The organism is Candidatus Izemoplasmatales bacterium, from assembly GCA_041649275.1.
Classification (GTDB): domain Bacteria; phylum Bacillota_I; class Bacilli_A; order Izemoplasmatales; family Hujiaoplasmataceae; genus UBA12489.
In genome coordinates, this window is record JBAZNL010000001.1 from 135,909 (window position 1) to 155,735 (window position 19,827).

Here is a 19,827-nt window from a genome sequence, read left to right on the forward strand (position 1 = left end):
CCTTTTTGATCCTAGGATTCATATTTTTTGTTGCGAAAGCACTTTGTGGCGTTCGGCGCTCTTCTTCTTGAGGGCGCTGCGGAGGTAGATCGCGAGCAGGAGGACGAACACGCCGGTCGAGAGGATCGAACTGAAGGCGTATACCTCGTGCTCGATGATGCGATTGGCGGCGTTGTAGACGTACATCGAGAGGTTGTCGCCGCCGATGCCGCGCTGCCCGGCGTTGAAGAGGCTGATGAGGTAGTCGTCGATCGACATCGTGAACGCGATCAGCATCCCGGAGAGGATGCCCGAGCCGATCGCCGGGACGATCACCTTGACGATGCCGCTCGCGGGCGTGCAGCCGAGGTCGAGGGCGGCGTCGTAGAGGTTGTCGTCGAGTTCCGCCAGTTTCGGAAGGACGGAGAGGACGACATACGGGATGCAGAAGAAGATATGCGCGATCACGAGCGTGACGAATCCGAACTGGAACGCGTCGGGGATCAGGTTCAACAGGAGCCTGAAGACCATCATCATCGAGATGCCGGTAATGATGTCGGCGTTCAGGATCGGCACCTGGTTCAGGATCACCATGCCCTGGCGCTTCCTGCGCGAGAGCGAATGGATGCCGATCGCGAAGATCGTGCCGGCGACGGTCGCGACGACCGTCGCGATGATTGCGACGAGCATCGTCGTCGTGATCGCGTTCTCGACCGCCTTGGAGGGGATGTCGAAGGTGAGGACGTTGAGCCAGTACTCGAACGTGAAGCCGCTGAAGTTGTAGAGGCTGTTCGACTGGTTCACGGACTGGATCGCGATGAAGACGATCGGCAGGTAGAGGATCAGCATGACGCCGAGGAAGAAACCGACCTTGAGGACGGACCCCAGGATGCGGGTGGTCTTCTTGATCCCCGGTCTGCGGAAGAACAGGACGACGGTGCGGCGGAAGCGCGAAAGGGCGGAAGCGATCACAATAGCGTCTCCCCTTCCTTGTCGACCCGGTTGAAGAGGATCATCGAGCCGAAGATGATGATGAGGATGACGAGCGACAGCACCATCACGAAGTTCAGGTTCGAACGGTAGAGGGTGGCGATCTGCTTGCCGATGACGAAGGCGTTGCCGCGCCCGAGGATGTCCTGGACGACGAAACCCGAGAAGCACGGCAGGAAGACCATGATGACGCCGGTGGCGACGCCCTTCATCGAGAGCGGGAAGGTGACCTTGAGGAAAGTCCTGACCGGATTGGCGCCGAGGTCGGCGGACGCTTCGATGAGCGATTCGTCCATCTTCTCGATCACGGTGTAGATCGGCAGGATCATGAACGGCAGGAAGGTGAGCACGAGGCCGATGATGACCGAGGCGTCGGTGCCGTAGAGGTTGAGCGAGAAGGTGATGCCGATCCTCGAGAGCAGGTTCGAGAGCAGGCTGTTCGAACTGAGCAGGTTCGCGATCGCGCGGGTCCGAAGAAGCGAGTTGGCCCACATCGGGATGATCGACAGGATCATGATGACGAACTTGTTGGCGAACGTCGAGCGGGCGACGATGTACGCCATCGGGTAGCCGATCAGGAAGCAGAGGACGGTCGCGACGATCGCGTACTTGAAGGTGTTGTACAGGATGATCACGTTCTCGCGGGCGAACAGGTCCGCCCAGTTCTCGAGCGTGAACGTGCCGTTGAAGAAGTCGTAGGCGCTCGTGTCCATGAACGACAGAAGCACCATCATCAGGAGCGGGATGCCGACGAGTGCCGACATCCAGATCAGATAGGGCAGCGACAGCCTCCCCAGCTTCTTGACGTTCATCTCGCGGCCTTCATCAGATGGATCTCGAAGGAGTCGACCTTGAGGCCGATCGTCTCGCCCACGGGATGGTTCTCGTAGGTGTGGACGACGAACTCCTTTCCGTCGATCATCACGCAGAGTTCGAAATGGACGCCCTTGAAGATGTTCGAGGAGATCTGCCCGACGAGCGGAGCGTCATCGACGGGAATGATGTCGAGGTCCTCCGGACGGATGACGACGTCGACCTTCTCGCCTTCGGCGAAGCCGACGTCGATGCAGGCGAACTCCTTGTCCATGAAGCGGACCACCTTGTCCTTGACGTAGGTACCATCGAGCAGGTTCGACTCGCCGATGAACTTCGCGACGAAGCGGTTCTTCGGCTCGTTGTAGATCCCGAACGGGGTGCCGATCTGAAGGATCTTTCCCTGGTTCATGACGACGATCGTGTCCGACATCGTCAGGGCTTCCTCCTGGTCGTGGGTGACGTAGATGAAGGTGATGCCGAGCTTTCGCTGCATCTCCTTCAGCTCATACTGCATGTTCTGGCGAAGCTTCAGGTCGAGCGCGGCGAGCGGCTCGTCGAGAAGCAGGATCTTCGGTTTGTTGACGATGGCGCGGGCGATCGCAACGCGCTGCTGCTGTCCGCCGGAGAGGTTCGTGACCTTGCGGGCGGCGAAATTCGGAAGGGAAACCATCTTGAGCGCGTCGAGCACGCGCGTCTCGATTTCCGGCTTGGGCACCTTGCGGTTGCGCAGACCGAACGCGATGTTGTCGAAAACGTTCAAATGCGGAAAGAGCGCGTACCTTTGGAAGACCGTGTTGATCGGTCGTTCGTAGGGCGGAAGATCGTTGACGACGACGCCGTTCACGACGATGTCGCCCTTGTCGGGTTTCTCGAAACCCGCGATCATCCGCAAGGTCGTGGTCTTTCCGCAACCGGATGGGCCAAGCAGGGTGATGAATTCGTTTTCGTTGATATACAGATTGATGTCGTCGACGACCGCGGCGCCGTCGTACATCTTCGTGACGTTCTTCAGCTCGATGAGCTTCTTGGCCATTCTTTACCCCTCTTCCGAATCAAAAAATCAATGATAATTATAGTACCATCAGGGGGGTTTGTAAACTGTTTTTATCGAATATTTTCCGGGGGGTTCCGACAGGGGGGAACCCCCCTCGGAAATCACTGTTTTCGAATGAAAAAACCACCCTTTTATGGATGGTTTTCGACCTTATGCGAAGATCGCGTAGAGACCCGCACCGACGTAGTAGAGACCGACGAGGAACAAGAGGATCCCGATGATCCGGGTCATCAGCCGTTCTTCCTTCCGCGGCTCCGCGATCCGTCCGTACTTGCGCTTCTGGACCCATTGCACGATCCGTTTCCAGCGCAGGAAGAACGATCCTCCCACGAAGCAGAAGAACAGGCCCGAAAACAGCAGTGTCAGTTTCATGAAGAGATCCATCGTATCGCCTCGATCCATGCATCCATTGTATCAAATCGGACGCACGCGCGCAAGTAAAAGACGCCCGCGTCGGCCTGCGCTTTCCAAGGAGAGAGGGAAGCGTCATAGGGGGGGTGGCCGGACGGGCGTCTTTCGGGCATCTCGTGGTGTCCGAACCCATGATAGCACGACGCGGACGCCCTCGGCGCGATTTCACAATCTTGCCACGGCGATTCCGCACCGTTCACGAAGACCGTTTCGGGAATTCGAAGAGGAAGCGCGCGCCGCCCGCGGGCGAACCCTGCGCGACGAGCGTTCCGCCGTGGGCTTCGACGATCGCCCGGGCGATCGTGAGACCCAGGCCGGTATGACCCTTGTAGCCGATGTAGTAGCGTTCGAAGACCCGTTCGCGATCCGCCTCGGGAATTCCGGGGCCGTCGTCGTCGATCGTGACGACGATGCGTTCGGCGGTCTCGGAAACCGCGATCGCGATTTGCGCCTTCGCGTACCGCACGCCGTTGGAAAGGACGTTGGCGAACGCGGTCTCGAGCCGATCGGCGTCGCCGTCGAGGTACGCTTCCGCCTCGGGACCGAACCGGAGTTCGATTCCGGCGTCGCGGGCCGGCATCTGGACCTGGGTCATCGCGTCCGCGATCACGTCGGAGAGGTTGGTCCGCTGCTTCTTGATGTCGTTCTCGACGGCGTCGAGACGGCCGAGGAGGAGGATCTGGTTGATGTTGTCCTTGAGTTTCTCGCTTTCGGTCATGATCACCTTGCAGGCGTTGTGGGCCTCGTCGCCTTGGACGACGCCGCAGTCGATCCCTTCGGCGTATCCGTAGATGTTGGTGAGCGGGGTCTTCATCTCGTGCGAGAAGTTGTGGAGGAACTCGCGTTCGCTCTGACGGTACTCGTCGAGGCGAATCGAAGCCTTTTCGAGGGCGCCGGCGAGTTCGTTGAACTCGGCGATCTCGAATACCGGCCGCGGTTCGGGCTTGCGTTCCGGATCCATCCGGTTGGCGTACCCGGCGAGGACGCGGAGGGGCGAGGCAAAGACGCGCGCGGCATAGACGGAGATGCCGGAGATCGAGATCAGGAGGAAGATGACGCCGACGAAGGCGGCGAAGAACATCCCGTCGCCGCCGTCGACGGCGAGGTCCTCGCTGCGGAAGACGAAGAGCGAGTATCCTTCCGTTCCAAGCGCGGAGATCGTATAGTAGTAGTACTTGTCGCCGGTGCGGATTCCCCAGACGCCGTAGCGCTCGGAGACGATGTGCGCCTGGTCGAGGACCGGGAGCGCGGCAGTGAAGGTCGAAGAGACCATCGCGCCGTCCTTGAACAGGATCGTCTCGACGCCGGTGATCGCCCGGATGTCGCCCATGTCGTCGAGCATCTCGGCCTCCGACGCCGTCGACACCGAAGACGCGATCGTGTCGTTCATCGCGTCGACGTTGGCGAAGAGCAGGCGGTTGGAGGCGCTCCGGAGGAAGATCCCGGTCAGCATGCCGGCGATCGCGAAGCAGACCGAAAGGAGGATTCCGAAGTAGAGGATCAGCTTATTCCTGATCGTCATGGGTCGATCCTCCCGCCTCGTGCACCACCTTGTAGCCGAAGCCGAAGACCGTCTTGATCTCGACCGTCGAATGCGTCTCGGCGAGCTTCTTGCGGATGCGCTTGACGAGGTCGTCGACGCTTCTGGTGCCGTCGATGACCTCCCATTTCCAGATCTTGCGGAGGAGTTCCTCGCGCGAAAAGGCCTTCGGGCTGTCCTTCGAAAGCATCACGAAGAGGTCGTACTCCTTCGAGGTCAGACGGAGCGGCACGCCGTCGCAGACGAGTTCGCGTTCCTTCAGCCGGTACTCAAGGTTGCCGAGGACGAATCCGCCGGTCTCCTCGGTCGGTTCGGTCTGCGTGCTGCGGCGGATCAGCGACTTCACCCGCACGGCCAGTTCGCGTCCCGAGAACGGCTTCGTGATGTAGTCGTCGCCGCCGATCTCGAGGCCGAGGATGCGATCCATCTCCTCGCCCTTCGCCGAGACGAAGAGGATCGGGATGTTGTGTTCCGCACGGATCTTCGTGCAGACCGCAAAGCCGCTCATGTCCGGCAGCATCACGTCGAGCACGAAACAGTCGGGGAGGATCTTCCCGACCGCGTCGAGGAGTCCTTGCCCGGTCTTGAATTTCTCGACCCGGAACCCCTCGTAGACGAGGAACTTCTCGATGATGTTGCGGATGTACTCGTCGTCGTCGAGGACATAGACCAGCTTCGCCAATTTCATCACTTCTTTCGCGGAATGTCACCCATATCTTACCACATTTCGCTTTTTTTCACTCGCTTTCACGACATTGCCACACCCGTTCCGGGCGGATTCCTTGACCTTCTTCCGGGATATGGTATGATGGAGGTGGAAACACCCAGGAGGTATCCCACCATGTCCGTCTACGATTTCACCGTCCAGGACGCGAAAGGCGCTCCCGTCCCGCTCTCGAACTATCGCGGAAAGGTCCTGCTCGTCGTCAACACCGCCACCCACTGCGGCTACACCCCGCAATACGCCGAACTCCAGGAACTCCATGCCCGCCATCACGCCGCCGGGCTCGAGATCCTCGATTTCCCGTGCAACCAGTTCGCCGGTCAGGCGCCGGAGGAGATGGACGACTACATCAACGTCTGCCGCCTGAAGTTCCACACCGAGTTCACGCCGATGATGAAGCTGAACGTCAACGGCAAGGACGAGGATCCACTCTACACCTATCTCAAGAACGGCAAGCGGATCCGCTGGAACTTCACGAAGTTCCTGATCGGCCAAAACGGCGAGGTCGTCAAGCGCTTCGAACCGGGCGACAAACCGCTCTCGTTTGAAAAGGACATCATCGCGCTCCTCTGAGAAAACGATCCATGGAAACATCGAAGGCGCCCCCGTCGGGAGCGCCTTCGTTTCATTTCTGGTCTTCCTCGACCTTCTCGAGGGGAGTCTCGAGCAGGGCCGGATTGGCGAGCATCTTGACGAGTTCGCGGATCGAGAGCGAGTTGTAGAGGCCGTCGGTGATACGTTCGTCGACGACGCCGCCGATCGTGATCAACTTGCGTGAACCGAGCGTGCCCTCGTCGGGGTCGAGGACGACCGGGACGTAGCGCTCCTTGCCCATCGAAAGGAAGATCGAGCAGGTGCCGAAGTTGTAGATGTGGTGGTAGACGTAGCCCATCTTGATCGACTTCATGTTGGTGAGGAACATCGAGGTGTGGAACGGCGAAGCGTCGATCACGCTTCTCGGCAGGATCCCGTGCTTGTCCATCCACATCAGGAAGTTGACCAGGCCCTTGATCATGAAGTGGGGCACGATCGTGAGCAGCTTCGCGAGCTTGTCGGTCTCGTTCTCGCTTGAGAGGTGGGCGTTCTGGTCGATCTCCTTCTGCATCTTCTCGTGCACCTCGTAGATCGTCTCGGTGCCCTTGAAGGTGAGCTTGATCGCGCCTTCCTCGGCGGTATCGGTGAGCTGCTTCTTGATCATGAAGCTGATCTGGATCTGGTTGCGCTTGAAGAAGCGGCCGTTGATGACGAAGCGGTTCAGCTTCGGACGGATCGCGATCGTCCGGACCATCGCCGCGACGATTAGGTCCATATAGGTGAAACGACGCCCGAGATGGCGTTCCTTGAAGATCCATTCGTCCATGCCCGCGCAGTCGATCTCCATCGGGGCGAAGACATGCGCGTCGTTGCGCGTCTTCATGATGTGGGGCATGATCTTGGTGATCGGGTCGATCGTCTTGATGCGCTTTCCGTCGCTTCTGAGTCCGAACATGGGTTGCCTCCTGAAAGCAGTATGCAATGATGATATCACAAAAGCGCCGCCAATTCAAGTGCGGCGGCGTTTGCGGCATTTTGGTAAACGACTTGAAAACCTCACCGGGCTTGTGTATAATCTTTATAGTTTACAAACAGGATGGTGCAGCGATGGATTTCAAGAAGATCACCCGTGCGGTACTGCCGTTCGCCCTCGTGGCGGTCATGCAATTCGCCGCCTACTGGGGGAACCAGTGGTACGCCGAGACGTTCGGAAATCCCGGGTCCGACCTCTCCGTCATCTTCCTCGGCCTCAACGAGGCGGTGCCGTTCCTTCCCTGGACGGTGTGGCCGTACGTGATCGCCTACCCGTTCTGGATCCTCGGATTCTTCTACATCGGTTCCCGCGACAAGACCAACATGTACCGGATCCTGCTTATGATCCTCGTCACCTTCACGATCTGCGGCCTGTGGTACCTCTTCTTCCAGACAGACGTGCAGGCGTGGCGCGAGACCTCCGGTCTCTTCGCCCGCGACCCCTCCACCTTCACCCTCTCGGAAAGCCTCACCTACTGGATCTACGCCGCCGCCGGACCGCGCAACGCCAACCCCTCGATGCACTGCCTGATGAGCTGGCTCGTGATCCTCGGCGCCCGTCTCGACAAGAAGATGCCGAAGCCGGCGAAGATCGCCATCTGGGTCCTCGGGATCGCCATCTGCATCTCCACCCAGACCCTGAAGCAGCACTATGTGATCGACCTCATCACCGGCATCGCCCTGCCGGAGGCCGCCTTCTGGCTCCTCAAGGGATCCAAGGCCGTCGGCTGGCTCGAACGGACCTTCACGAAGCTGAACGTCAAGCTCGGCCTCGAATCCCTCCCGGCCGCCGAATAGGAAAGAAAAGGATCGCGATTCCCGTCCGGGAGCTGCGATCCTTATTTTCACTGGATCTCGATGATCCGCATCGTGTTGGTGGAACCGTGCTTCTGTCCCCAGCCGGAGGTGATGATGATCTGCTGGCCGGGCTTGAAGCCGAAGTCCTTCGCGACCTCGACGGCGAGGGTGTCGGAATGCTCGATCCCGGTCACGTCGTCGCGCAGCGTCGGGAACACGCCCCAGTAGTAGGACAGCTTGCGGGCGGTGTGGATCGAATCGGTGATCGCGATGATCGGCACCGAGGGACGGAACTTGCAGATCCGTTTGGCGGTGCCGCCGGTCTCGGTGAAGGCGGCGATCACCTACGCCTTCGGCAGCGTCAGGGCCGACTGCGTGACGGCGATGCCGATCGCGTCGTTGACCGTCCTCTGCGAGGTCTTGATCGCCTTCGCGAGCCGCTCGTCGTAGGGCATGATCTCCTCGATCGCCTTCGCGATCGTATCCATCGTCAGGACCGCCTCGACCGGGTATTCGCCGGCCGCGGACTCGCCCGAAAGCATGATCGCGTCGGAGCCGTCGAGGATCGCATTGGCGACGTCGGAGGCTTCCGCGCGCGTCGGTCGCGGGTTGGTCATCATCGATTCGAGCATGTGGGTCGCGGTGATCACCGGCTTCCCGACCTCGTTTGCGCGGGCGATGATCTTCTTCTGGTAGATCGGCACGAGCGCGGTCGAGACCTCGACGCCGAGGTCGCCGCGGGCGACCATCACGCCGTCGGAAACGGCGAGGATGCCGTCGAGGTTGTCGACGCCCTCCTGGTTCTCGATCTTGGCGATGATCTCGATGCCTTCGCGGTTCGCTTCCTTCAGGATCGCGCGGATCGCGAGCACGTCTTCGGGACGGCGCACGAACGAGGCGGCGACCATGTCGACGCCGTTCTCGGCGCCGAAGCGGAGGTCGTCGCGGTCCTTCTCGGAGATGAACGGCATCGACAGCTTGACGTTGGGGACGTTGCAGCCCTTCCGGCTCTTGATCGGTCCGGAGTTGTGGATCCGGCCGTCGATCTCGCCGGCATCGGGGCGGACGGCGAGGACGTCGACGCGGACCTTCCCGTCGTCGATGAGGATGTAGTCGTTCTCGCGGATGTCGTCGAACAGCTGCGGGCAGGAGATGTGGAACCGCTCGCGGTCGCCGAGGATCTCCGAACGGGTGATCGTGACGAGGTCGCCCTTCTTGAAGAGGACCTGGTTGTTCTCGAACAGGCCGGTACGGATCTCCGGGCCCTTGGTGTCGAGCATGATGCCGATGTAGCGGTTCTTCGCGACCGCCTGGGCGCGGATCATTCCGATCCGGTTCAGATGATCCTCGTGCGTTCCGTGAGAGAAGTTGAGCCGCGCCACGTTCATGCCGGCATCGATCATCTTGCCGATCATGTCTTCCGAATCGATGGCGGGTCCGATGGTGCAGATGATCTTCGTCTTCCGTTTCATGGGGGTACCTCCGGCGATGACTTCATTCTCATTATACAACATTCGGGAGCGCCGCATCGGCGCTTTTTCTATTCTTCGACGTCGGTTCCGCGCTTGCGGCGCATGTCCCATTTCTTGCGTTCGTCGGTCGTCAGGATCATCTTGCGCATGCGGATCGACTTCGGCGTGACCTCGACGAGTTCATCGTCGTTGATGTAGTCGAGGCACATCTCGAGGGTCATCTTGCGCGGCCGCTTGAGGACGACGGTGAAGTCCTTGACCGAGGAGCGGGTGTTGGTCTGCTTCTTCTCGGTGACGACGTTGACCGCGAGGTCCTTCTCGCGGTTGCACTCGCCGACGATCATGCCTTCGTAAACGCGGGTGCGGGGGTCGATGAACATCGTCCCGCGCTCCTCGAGGCCGCCGAGCGAATAGGCGGTGGCGAGGCCCTCCTCGACGGCGACGAGGACGCCGAGCTTGCGCTGACCGACGTTCAGGGCGACCATCGGACGGTACTCGAGATAGGTGTGGTTCAGGATCCCGTAGCCCTTCGTCGCCGTCAGGAAGTCGGTCATGAAGCCGATCAGGCCGCGCGACGGCATGACGTAGTTGATCCGCGTCTGGTTCTCCTTCGAATCCATCGACTGGACGATCCCGCCGCGCGAACCGAGGAGTTCCATCGCCGCGCCGACGCTTTCCGACGGACAATCGATCTGGACGGTCTCGAACGGCTCGCACTGGATGCCGTCGATCGTGCGGACGATGACCTTCGCCTGCGAGACCTGGAATTCGTAGCCCTCGCGGCGCATGTTCTCGATCAGGATCCCGAGATGGAGCTCGCCGCGGCCGGAGACGACCCACTGTTCCGAGGCGCCGATCCGCTCGAAGCGGAGCGCGAGGTCCTTCTGGGTCTCGCGATAGAGACGGTCGTCGATCTTCGTCGAGGTGACGAACTTGCCTTCCTGGCCGGAGAACGGGCTCGTGTTCGTGCCGAAGGTCATCTGCACCGTCGGCTCGCCGATCCGGATCAGCGGCAGCGGATCCTCGAGGCCGACGTTGCAGACGGTCTCGCCGACATAGATGTCCGGCAGGCCGGAGATCGCGACGATGTCGCCGGCGTAGGCCTCTTCGATCTCCATCCGTTCGAGTCCGAGGAACCCGTAGAGCTTCTGGATCCGGAATTCCTTGATCGAGCCGTCGAGACGGACGCAGCTGACGATCTGGTTGGTCTTCATCGTCCCCTGCATGATCTTGCCGATGCCCATGCGGCCGACGTAGTCGTTGTAGTCGAGCAGCGACGGCTGGAAGCGCAGCGGCGAAGCCGCATCCGTCGCCGGCGCCGGGACGACCCGGAGGATCGTGTCGAGCAGCGGCCGGAGGTCGTCCTCGGGCTTGAGTTCGGGGACGTAGCTCGACTGGCCGTTGATGCCGGAGGCATACACGACCGGAAAATCGAGCTGGTCGTCGTCGGCGCCGAGCTCGATGAAGAGTTCGAGCACCTGGTCGACGGCCTCGTCGGGACGGGCCGCGTAGCGGTCGACCTTGTTGATGACGACGATCGGCTTGACCTTGGCCTCAAGCGCCTTCTTGAGCACGAACCGCGTCTGCGGCATCGTGCCCTCGTAGGCGTCGACGACGAGGAGGACGCCGTCGACCATGTTCATGATGCGCTCGACCTCGCCGCCGAAGTCGGCGTGGCCGGGGGTGTCGAGGATGTTGATGCGATGACCCTCGTAGTCGATCGCGGTATTCTTCGCGAGGATCGTGATCCCGCGCTCGCGCTCGATCGGATTGGAGTCCATCGCGCATTCGTCCATGTGCTGGTTCTCGCGCAGGGAATGGGACTGTTTCAGAAGCCCGTCGACGAGGGTGGTCTTGCCGTGGTCGACGTGGGCGATGATCGCAACGTTTCTGATGTTCATGAAGGGGTCCTTTCAGGCGCCCGGTCGTTCACATCAGCCGGGCGATATCGTATGGCAGGGGGGCGATGACCTCGATCTTCTCGCCGGTCATCGGATGCGGAAACGCGATCGTCTCCGCGTGGAGCGCGGTCCGCGCGATCCCTGCCGTTTCGCCTCCGTAGAGGGAATCGCCGAGGAGCGGATGGCCGAGATGGGCCATGTGCGCGCGGATCTGGTGGGTTTTGCCGGTCAGAAGCGTCAGCGCGACGGCGGCGTAGCCGTCGTATTGACGCAGGACGCGATAACGCGTCACGGCGCGTTCGCCGTCCGGATGGACGCGATGGCGGCCGGCGACGTGGCGGTCGCGGCCGAGCGGCAGGTCGACGGTGCCCGAAGCGTCTCGGAACCTTCCCGAGACGAGGGCGAGGTAGCTGCGCGTCACGGTCTCGTGGTCCCACTGGGAAGCGAGTTTCGCATGCGCGAGGAAGTCCTTCGCGACCAGCAGGCAGCCGGTCGTGTCCCTGTCGAGGCGGTGCAGGTAACCGACCCTGCGGTCGAGTCCCTGACGCTCGAAATGACCGGCGACGAGATTGACGAGGGTGCCCGTCTTCGCCTTGTCGTCGGGATGGACGATGATGCCCGCGGGCTTGTCCACGACGAGGACGCTGTCGTCTTCGTAGAGGACGGCGACGTCGCCGTATTCTGGGACGAAATCGAGGCCCTCGAACGGACGGAGGTCGATCGTCACGACGTCGCCCTTGACGAGGGTCGCCGCGGGGTCGGCGGGACGGCCGTTCACGAGGAAGGCGCCCAGGCGGAAGATGCGGGACGCCTTCGCCTTCGCGAGCGCGAAGTCGGAAAGGAACTCCGCAGGCGTCATGCCGGCGAACCGGCCGTCGATTCGAAACCGCAGGACGTCCATGGGATCCCTCCTCTCCATAAAAACGAATGCCCGACGCGCGGTCGGACACGATCGTCCCCCGAGGGACGCTAGTAGCTTTTTCTGGATGCGATCACGCCGCGGACGCCGCCGCGCGGATGGAGCTCGTCGCCCGCATACCGCGGAATCACGTGGACGTGCAGATGCATGACCGTCTGGCCGGCGGCCGCGCCGCAGTTCACGCCGATGTTGTAGCCGTCGGGACGATGCCTCGCGTCGAGGATCTCCCGGATCTTGACGACGGCGTCGCCGAGCGCCTTGCGTTCGGCTTCGGTGGCGTCGAAATAGGTCTCGGCGTGCCGCTTAGGAATGATCAGCGTATGGCCCAAGGACACCGGAAAGGCGTCCTCGATCGCGAACACCAGGTCGTCCTCGTAGATGACGGGACGTTTGCCCTGGACGTCGCAGAAGACGCACATGTCAGTTCTTCTTGACGATCGTGACCACGCCGAGGACGACGAGCACGATCGCGAGCATGTATCCGGTCAGGTTGACGCCCTGTTCCTGCAGGAAGAGGATCGCGCCGACCGCCACGAGCAGGGTGTTGCCGACGCGGACGCCCTGTTTCGTCATCGAGACGATGCCCGGGATGATCAGAAACAGCGTCCACCAGCCGTTGAAGAACGGATCGAAGACGAGCCAGCCCATGCGATCCGCCAGCACCATCGCGCCGATCGCGATCAGGGCGATCCCCGCCAGAAGTCGCTTGTTGTCCTTGTTCATGTCCATCACTCCCCGATTCATTGTACCCTACGACGCGCTCGATGTCAACGCAACGCGCATGCGCAGGGAACGCCTAGAATATCATAGACCCAACCCAGGCGAAAGTCAACCGCGGAACGCGTGAAAACGCCGCCAGAAGCGCCCGCGATGAAAAAGGACTCCGGCACGCCGGAGCCCCGTTTCACGCATTCCGTTCCCAGGTGATCCTGCCGCCGGTGTTCTTGACGACGACGTTCGCGACGTTGGCGAACTGCGACACCCGGAAGGAAATTTCCTTAATGGAATCCGGCAGCCGCGCGTCGCACATCAGGTACCCGTCCTTCGCGCGCAATCCGCAGAATCCGGCGGTGAGGGAAAGATAGGCGGCGCCGGCGGCCAGCGGGTAGGTGCCGCCGACGAAGAGGTTGTCGACGAACTGCCGACCCTCGAAGGTCGTGTTCGCCGAGACCGACTTCTGCAGGTAGTGGACCGCCGACTCGGCTTTCCCGAGCGCCGCCGCGAGGATCGCGTGAAAGGCGCCGGAGAGCGGCGTGCCGCGTTCGGTGCGCGGTTCGTAGTACTGCAGGTTGACGTTCTTGACCATCCGCGAAAACTCGGATTCGAAGAGCGAAAGGAGCATCACGACGTCCGCCTGGCGGATGATCTTGGTCGACGTCGCGACGCCCTTCGGGCCGCCGAGGTATTCGCTCGGATGCGACATCCGCTTCTTGACGTCCTTGATCGACGCGTCTTCGAGCGCATGGTAGCCGGGATACTGCTCGATCAGGAAGTCGGAACCGACCTTGACCGAAGGCATCGCCGGAAGCGCCGCCTTGATCGCGTCGACCGCCTCGGCATAGCCGTTGGCTTCGAAGAGTTTCTTCACGAACGGCGCATTCTCGAGCTTGATCGCCTTCAGAACCTCGATCGCCGACTCCATCGTGAAGACGGCGAGGCGGATCGTGAGGGCGTCGTCGTCGACTTCCGCATGGTATTCGTCGGGTCCTGTGACGCCCTTGGCGGAAAGCCGGCGCCGTTCCGGTTCGGCGGTGAAGCGGGTGGCGTAGAAGTGGGCGCACTCGAGCAGAAGCGAAAGTCCCCCGTTGACCATGATCTCGTCGTCGCGGACGCGGGCGTAGTAGGCCATCAGCGCATAGGCGACGACGCCGGAGGTGTAGATCGAGGTTCGGGCGATCCGTTCGCGGTCGGCGGCGGAAAGCGATTCGGATTCGGAGACGACGGCCTCGGAGCCGTCGGAAAGGCTCTGCATGGCGAAGAAGGCTCCCTTGCAGCCGATCGACGCGGCCTTCGCACGGGCACCCGGCAGCGTTCGGAAGCGATAGAGCAGAAGGTTGCGCGCCGCCTCGGGATCGGTGTTCAGGTAGAAGGACAGAAGGCAGAGTTCGGTGTCCCAGGAGACGGCGCCCTGCATGCCCTGGCAGCCGAGTCCGCGCATCGGCACCGACGACAGCGGCGTCGACGGACGGTTCGCGAGCAGCGTCCAGATCGAACTCCGGATCGCCGCCTGCTGCTTGGGATTGTCGGGGGTGAGCACGTCGGCGCGGTCCCAGCGCCGACGCCAGAGTTCCGCACTCTTCAAAAGGGCTTCGTCGAACGACGCCGACCGGAAGGCGGTGACGGCGGCGACGGTCGTCGTCGAGGGATCCTGAACGCCGTAGGCGACGGCGGCGACCTTCAGGAGCGTGTAGGTCCGGTTGGCCTCGGCGCGGAAGCGGTAGCGTCGGAGCGGCATGGCCTCGATCATGACGGTGTCGTACTCGTACTCGGCGGAGAGGGTCGCCGTCTCGCTCACGGAAACGAAGCCGCGGCCGTCGAGCAGCGGCGCCATCGCCGTATGGATGTCGTCCTCGGAGAGGAAGCGCGGATAGTCGAGATGCGGTCCGCGCCCGTCGGCGACCTTGGTGTCGGTGCCGGTGAAGAGTTCGAGGTCGACGTCGCGGTTGACGGAGAAGCGGTACCGAAGCAGGATCGCGGACGGCGCCTGCGCCGGGAGGAAGCGCTCGGCGGTGACGCTTACGTCGGCGCCTTCCACCTGGAAGACGGTGCGGCGAACATGCAGACCGTTCTCCATGTCGAGCGTCTGGACGTGCTTCTCGGGCGGGAAACGGCGCGGATGGAGCGTCTCTCCGTTGATCCGGAGGTAGGTGTAGAGCGGATTGAAGAAGGCCACCGCTTCCTCGAAGCCGTCACGGCGGCGGTCGTAGACGCCGCCCATGGTCAGCTGGACGAGATCCTCGGCGCGATATTCCTCGAGCGTCCCGCGATAGCCGAACACCCCGTTCGCGACCGTGAACTGGTTGCCGTTCTTGACGATGTCGTCGGGTTGGAAGCCCGCCGTTTCGATCACGTACATGCGGATCAGATCCTTTCGCGGAAGATGGGGGAACCGGTCATTCGTGGGTCAGACGCTTCCAGAATTCCTCGGCAGGTGCGGGCTTGCCGAAGAGGTAGCCCTGGAGATGGTCGACCATCACGCCCTTGAGGAGCGCCTTCTGGGTCTCGTTCTCGATGCCTTCGCAACAGATCCGGGTCCCCTTCATGTGGCAGAACTTGGCGATCGTGTCGACGAACGAGACGGTGTAGGGGTCGAACTCGATGTTGAAGATGAAGCTGCGGTCGATCTTGACGATGTCGAGCGGCATCCGCCGCAGATGGTTGAGCGAGGAGTAGCCGGTGCCGAAGTCGTCCATCGCGATCCGGACGCCGATCTGGCGGACCGCCGTGAGGATCTCGATGATCTTCTGGATGTCGTCCACGGCGAGGCTCTCGGTGACCTCGAAGATCAGGTTCTTGGCCGGCAGACGATATGTCTGGAGCGCCTTCAGAAGCGTCTGGACGAGATCCGTCTGGAGGATCTGGATGACCGAGAAGTTGACCGACACGGCGATGTCGAGGCCGTAGTCGAGCCACTTCTTCGCCTCCTTGACGGCGGTGTTGAGGATGTGCTTGCCGAGCGGGATGATGAGGCCGGTCTGTTCCGCGACGGGGATGAACTTGACGGGGCTCACGAACCCGTATTCGTCCGAGAACCAGCGCACGAGCGCTTCGGCCGCGGTGATCTTGCCCGTCTTCGCGTCGACGATCGGCTGGTAGAAGACCTTGAATTCGCCGCAGCCCTCGTCGACGGCGCCCTTGAGCGCGCGTTCGAGGCTGACGGTATCCTCCTGATACTTCTGGAGGCTGACGTCGAAGAGGACGAACTTGTTCTTGCCGTTGGTCTTCGCATCGGAAAGGGCGAGGTTGGCCTTGCGGATCAGATCGTCGGGATCCTTGTTCGTGTCGGTGAGAAAGGCGATGCCGAGCGAGACCGTGCAGGCGGTCTCGTACCCGTCGATGTAGAACGGCGCCTCGAACAGCCGCATCACCTTGTGGGCGACCTCGTAGACCTGTTCCCCGTAGAGGTTCTTCACGAGGAACGAGAACTCGTCGCCGCCGAAGCGGTAGATCTTGCCCTGGATCTCCGGGATCTTGTTCAGGTGGATCGTGATCGTCTTCAGGAGCGCGTCGCCGAACGAATAGCTGTACATGTTGTTGATCAGCTTGAAGTTGTCGATGTTGAGGATGCCGACGAACGAGTTGGCATACATCGCCGGGCTCAGTTCGAAGGTCTTCTTCAGGTCGGCCTCGAAGCGCGACCGGTTCGGCAGACCGGTGAGGACGTCGGTGTACGCGAGCGACGAGATCGTCTCCTGCGTCTTCTTGTTGGCGGTGATTTCGGTCAGAATCACCAGTTCCGCGTTCTGCGCGCCTTCGTAGTCGATCGGCGAGCGGTTCACGATGAACCAGCGGTCGACTTCCTTCAGATACAGTTCCTTGATCGCCTTCGCGGTCGGTTCGGCCGCGAGGAAGGAGCGTACGTACGCTTCGCCGCGCAGTCCGCCCGCGGTCATCTCGCGGCGCAGGAAGAGGTCGGAGAAGAAGGCGTTGGCGTAGAGGATCGCGGCATTGTCTTCGTTCACGATCGCGACTGCGCTGGGAAGCGAGTCGAGCACCTTGACGAAGTCGGTGCGGTGTCCGCCCTTCCGTCCCGACGCAAGTTCGCGTTCGAGTGCGCCGTGCAGGAGGATCCCGACGCTTTCGAAGAAGATCTTCTCGTCCTCGGTCCAGGTCCGTCGTGACTGGTTGTCGACGAAGACCGCCAGCCCCCACGGCACGGAGCCCTTCATGATGCGGACGCCGACGGCGGCGCGGGCGTTCTCGCGGGTCCCCGTCGGATCCGTCACGAGATCGGAATCGTTGACGACGAAGATCGGAGCCTCGCCGATGTTCCAATCGGCGAGGAAGGTCGCGGAAAGGAGGTTTCCGCGCGACTCGCGTCCGATCCGCGGCATCGACTCGTCATACCATTCCTCGACGAGATCGAACCGACCCTCGGCCTCGAGCGAAAAGAGCGAGATGCGCGAGAGCTGGACCGCGCCGCCGATCGTCGGGGCGATGCGCCGGAAGGCCTCGCGAAGCCCGGAGGCCGCGACGGCGGGTTCGCTGATTTCGAGATAGACGTCGGTCATGCGGCGCTGCCGGTCGGCGTCACCGCGAAGCGAGGAATCGGCGTGGATCTCGAGCGTCGTGACGGCGGCGACCTCGATCATCGCGGCGACGTTGTCGGCGACGATGCCGGCGTAGCGGTAGACGCCTTCGAGCTGGCCGGGGGACAACGGCGGGAAAAGACCGAGGTCGTTCACCAGACGGACGCCTTCGCGGACGCCGTTCAGGCGCCCGAAGAGGAGGAGCGAGCCGAGACGCGCGCCGTGGCGCTCGACCGGATGAACCGCGAGCGCGAGGTCGGCGTAACGCGATTTCAGGACCGGGGTGAGCGCGAGCGATTCGTAGTCGTCGAGACTCTCGCGGATGATCTCCCACGTCTTGACGTTCTCGCGGGTTTCCCAGAGCAGGCCGCCGGAATTGTTGAAGAGGAGGGCGCCGACGCCGCTTTTTTCCGAGAACGAGCGAAGCAGCGAGGCGAGGTCGACGTGCCGGATCGCCGTCATCAGGTTGAAATCGGGGACGGGTCCTTCGGGAAGCGTCGGCTCGAGCGTGCGCAACTGGTCGACCGCGTTCTTCGTCGTGGTGACGTTGGTGATCGCCGATTCGAGGTATTCGATGCCGCCGACGTTCAGGACGAAGAGGCTTTCCTTGACCCAGAAATGCTGCTTCTTCCGGTTGACGACGCGATACTCGAGGACCGTCTGGCGGATCCGCCGGTTGACGAGGTCGCCGATCTCGCGCTGGTAGGTCTCGAGGTCGGACGGGTGGAGGAGTTCGCGGTACTGCATCTTCCCGATCGTGAATTCCTGGGCGGAATAGCCGAACTGGCTCACGTTGTCGGTGACCACGACGAAATGGTACGGGTCGCCGAGATTGCGGACGGTGTAGACCGTATGCGTGCGATTGGCGATGGCGATGAACCGCTGGTAGTTCAAACCCTCGTCCTGATAGCTTTCGGGGAACTGCAGGATCATCGCGACCTTGCGGATCCGGTTGTTGTCGCCGAGCAGGGGCGAGAGCGAGATCTTCGCCCAGACGACGTCCTTCGCCGCGTTGAAGAGCCGGATCGTCGTCGAATACGATTCACGCCGCGAATAGAGGATCTCCTTCACCTCGACGAGATAGCGGTCGAGATCCGGCGGATAGATGATGTCCTTGAGCGTCATCCGGCCGTCGATGAACATCTCGAAATCGTAGCCGAGATGGTTCAGGTTGTCGCTGTAGTACTCGATCCGGGTCGATTCGCCGACGCTGTTGACGATCAGGTAGACGTGCGCGTCCGAAAGCGCGCGGTTGATGAGGGCCTGCATCTGCTTCATGTCGTCATCGTCCGCGGTTGCGCCGATCGACTCGTTGACCGGCCAGTAGACGATGAGGATGCCGAGAAGGCAGTTGTCGAGCGAATAGTAGGGGAACTTCTCGATCTTGACGAGGGTGGTGAAGACGTTCGCCTTGATCTTCCCCATCATATCCCAGAAGCAGACTTCCTTCTCGAGGATGGCCCTGTCGCTGTGGTCATACTCGGCGGTATGCCGCTTCGGGAACAGTTCGGCGTCGGTCTTCCCGACCATTGTCTCTTTCAGGTCGTTCTCGTAGGGGACGTAGTCGCTGTGGCCGCGATAGACCCCCTGGGCATCCTTCCAGAAGATGCGCGGAAGCTGGTTGTCGCGGAAGGTGGAGATGCGCGCGTCGAAGAACACGACCACGAGCGTGCCGCCGTCGACGTCGATCAGGCTGACCGAACCGCTGACGATTTGGACGCGCTTGTCGAAGGCGAGGGTCAGACCGTAGAAGACGCGCGAATTCTCCGCGGGGATCGATTCGTAGTCGATGTTGACGGAACACGTGACGGGACGCAGGTCGTCCTCGGCGTGTTGTCCGCGGTACGCCAAAACCTCACCGGTTTCCTTCCGGAATACGACGCAGTTGTAGTTCAGGCGATCGCACATCCCTTGAAAATGATGCCTGTAGGTTTCCGTCATGTCAACACTCCCGAGCGCGCAGCATTTGCCATCTATTAAATCATTATATCACAGTTCGCGATGGGAAATACCGCATATTGGGGAAAATGGCGCCGCCGCGGAATGAAAAAAAGTGGAAACTCTTTCTTGCATTTTAGGGATGGATTTGATACAATAAGAACGCTGATATCGATGGAGGTGACATCCATGGCAAACATCAAATCTTCGAAGAAAAGCATTCTGACCAGCGAGAAGAAGCGTCAGGCGAACTCCGCGTTCAAGACCTCCCTCAAGACCGCGATGAAGAACGTCGAACTCGCCGTCGCGAAGGGCGACAAGGAAGCCGCCGCCAGCGCGCTCGCCCTCGCATACAAGAAACTCGACAAGTCGGTCGCGAAGAACATCCACAAGGCGAACTTCGCCTCCCGCGAGAAATCCCGCCTGTCGGTCAAGGTCAACACGCTGAACTGAAATCCGCATCCGAACGA

Annotated in this window: 18 protein-coding genes; 3 read left to right on the top strand and 15 right to left on the bottom strand. The window is 61.5% G+C overall.

Annotated elements, in window-relative coordinates; translation table 11 throughout:
• Nucleotides 1–18 precede the first annotated feature (18 nt).
• From WC509_00575 to WC509_00600, 6 genes are all read right to left on the bottom strand, one after another.
• The gene (locus WC509_00575; GenBank protein MFA5005952.1) at nucleotides 19–951 is read right to left on the bottom strand and encodes an ABC transporter permease; all 933 of its coding nucleotides are present in this window, start codon (nucleotides 949–951) and stop codon (nucleotides 19–21) included.
• The gene (locus tag WC509_00580; protein MFA5005953.1) at nucleotides 948–1,781 is read right to left on the bottom strand and encodes an ABC transporter permease; all 834 of its coding nucleotides are present in this window, start codon (nucleotides 1,779–1,781) and stop codon (nucleotides 948–950) included. Before WC509_00580 ends, WC509_00575 begins: the two co-directional genes overlap by 4 nt.
• A complete protein-coding gene (locus WC509_00585; GenBank protein ID MFA5005954.1) occupies nucleotides 1,778–2,818 on the bottom strand; it encodes an ABC transporter ATP-binding protein in 1,041 nt (346 codons plus the stop codon). Before WC509_00585 ends, WC509_00580 begins: the two co-directional genes overlap by 4 nt.
• Nucleotides 2,819–2,989: 171 nt before the next feature.
• Nucleotides 2,990–3,211, bottom strand: a complete 222-nt coding sequence (locus WC509_00590) for a hypothetical protein (GenBank protein MFA5005955.1) — start codon at nucleotides 3,209–3,211, stop codon at nucleotides 2,990–2,992.
• 235 nt (nucleotides 3,212–3,446) lie between these two features.
• Nucleotides 3,447–4,772 carry a HAMP domain-containing sensor histidine kinase gene (locus WC509_00595; protein MFA5005956.1) on the bottom strand — a complete coding sequence of 442 codons (1,326 nt, stop codon included), beginning with the start codon at nucleotides 4,770–4,772 and terminating at the stop codon, nucleotides 3,447–3,449.
• A complete protein-coding gene (locus WC509_00600; GenBank protein ID MFA5005957.1) occupies nucleotides 4,756–5,478 on the bottom strand; it encodes a response regulator transcription factor in 723 nt (240 codons plus the stop codon). The genes WC509_00595 and WC509_00600 overlap by 17 nt, the downstream gene beginning before the upstream one ends.
• Nucleotides 5,479–5,631: 153 nt before the next feature.
• Between WC509_00600 and WC509_00605 the strand changes: the two genes are divergently transcribed.
• On the top strand, nucleotides 5,632–6,087 hold the full coding sequence (locus tag WC509_00605) for a glutathione peroxidase (GenBank protein ID MFA5005958.1): 456 nt from the start codon (nucleotides 5,632–5,634) through the stop codon (nucleotides 6,085–6,087).
• Between the two features lie 52 nt (nucleotides 6,088–6,139).
• On the opposite strand, the gene WC509_00610 is transcribed toward WC509_00605, so the two are convergent.
• Nucleotides 6,140–7,003, bottom strand: a complete 864-nt coding sequence (locus WC509_00610; protein ID MFA5005959.1) for a hypothetical protein — start codon at nucleotides 7,001–7,003, stop codon at nucleotides 6,140–6,142.
• Nucleotides 7,004–7,155: 152 nt separating this feature from the next.
• Here WC509_00610 and WC509_00615 point away from each other — a divergent pair, with 152 nt between their 5' ends.
• Nucleotides 7,156–7,878: a phosphatase PAP2 family protein gene (locus WC509_00615; GenBank protein MFA5005960.1), complete on the top strand. Its 723-nt coding sequence runs from the start codon at nucleotides 7,156–7,158 to the stop codon at nucleotides 7,876–7,878.
• 47 nt (nucleotides 7,879–7,925) lie between these two features.
• Here WC509_00615 and WC509_00620 read toward each other — a convergent pair whose 3' ends face one another.
• The 8 genes from WC509_00620 to WC509_00655 all read right to left on the bottom strand — a co-directional run bounded on the left by WC509_00620 (nucleotide 7,926) and on the right by WC509_00655 (nucleotide 19,360).
• The gene (locus WC509_00620; GenBank protein MFA5005961.1) at nucleotides 7,926–8,222 is read right to left on the bottom strand and encodes a pyruvate kinase alpha/beta domain-containing protein; all 297 of its coding nucleotides are present in this window, start codon (nucleotides 8,220–8,222) and stop codon (nucleotides 7,926–7,928) included.
• Nucleotides 8,223–9,350 carry a pyruvate kinase gene (pyk, locus tag WC509_00625; protein ID MFA5005962.1) on the bottom strand — a complete coding sequence of 376 codons (1,128 nt, stop codon included), beginning with the start codon at nucleotides 9,348–9,350 and terminating at the stop codon, nucleotides 8,223–8,225.
• 68 nt (nucleotides 9,351–9,418) lie between these two features.
• Complete coding sequence (typA, locus tag WC509_00630) at nucleotides 9,419–11,251, bottom strand: translational GTPase TypA (GenBank protein MFA5005963.1); 1,833 nt, start codon at nucleotides 11,249–11,251, stop codon at nucleotides 9,419–9,421.
• A gap of 28 nt (nucleotides 11,252–11,279) precedes the next feature.
• Nucleotides 11,280–12,152 (bottom strand): RluA family pseudouridine synthase, encoded by an 873-nt coding sequence (locus WC509_00635; GenBank protein MFA5005964.1) that lies wholly within the window; start codon nucleotides 12,150–12,152, stop codon nucleotides 11,280–11,282.
• A gap of 68 nt (nucleotides 12,153–12,220) precedes the next feature.
• Nucleotides 12,221–12,589: an HIT family protein gene (locus tag WC509_00640; GenBank protein ID MFA5005965.1), complete on the bottom strand. Its 369-nt coding sequence runs from the start codon at nucleotides 12,587–12,589 to the stop codon at nucleotides 12,221–12,223.
• A 1-nt stretch (nucleotide 12,590) separates the two neighbouring features.
• Nucleotides 12,591–12,893, bottom strand: coding sequence for a DUF5668 domain-containing protein (locus WC509_00645; GenBank protein MFA5005966.1), 303 nt, complete (start codon nucleotides 12,891–12,893; stop codon nucleotides 12,591–12,593).
• Between the two features lie 181 nt (nucleotides 12,894–13,074).
• Nucleotides 13,075–15,246 carry a hypothetical protein gene (locus tag WC509_00650; protein ID MFA5005967.1) on the bottom strand — a complete coding sequence of 724 codons (2,172 nt, stop codon included), beginning with the start codon at nucleotides 15,244–15,246 and terminating at the stop codon, nucleotides 13,075–13,077.
• Between the two features lie 37 nt (nucleotides 15,247–15,283).
• Nucleotides 15,284–19,360: an EAL domain-containing protein gene (locus tag WC509_00655; GenBank protein MFA5005968.1), complete on the bottom strand. Its 4,077-nt coding sequence runs from the start codon at nucleotides 19,358–19,360 to the stop codon at nucleotides 15,284–15,286.
• A 186-nt stretch (nucleotides 19,361–19,546) separates the two neighbouring features.
• Here WC509_00655 and rpsT point away from each other — a divergent pair, with 186 nt between their 5' ends.
• Complete coding sequence (gene rpsT / locus WC509_00660; protein MFA5005969.1) at nucleotides 19,547–19,810, top strand: 30S ribosomal protein S20; 264 nt, start codon at nucleotides 19,547–19,549, stop codon at nucleotides 19,808–19,810.
• The last annotated feature ends 17 nt before the right edge of the window (nucleotides 19,811–19,827 follow it).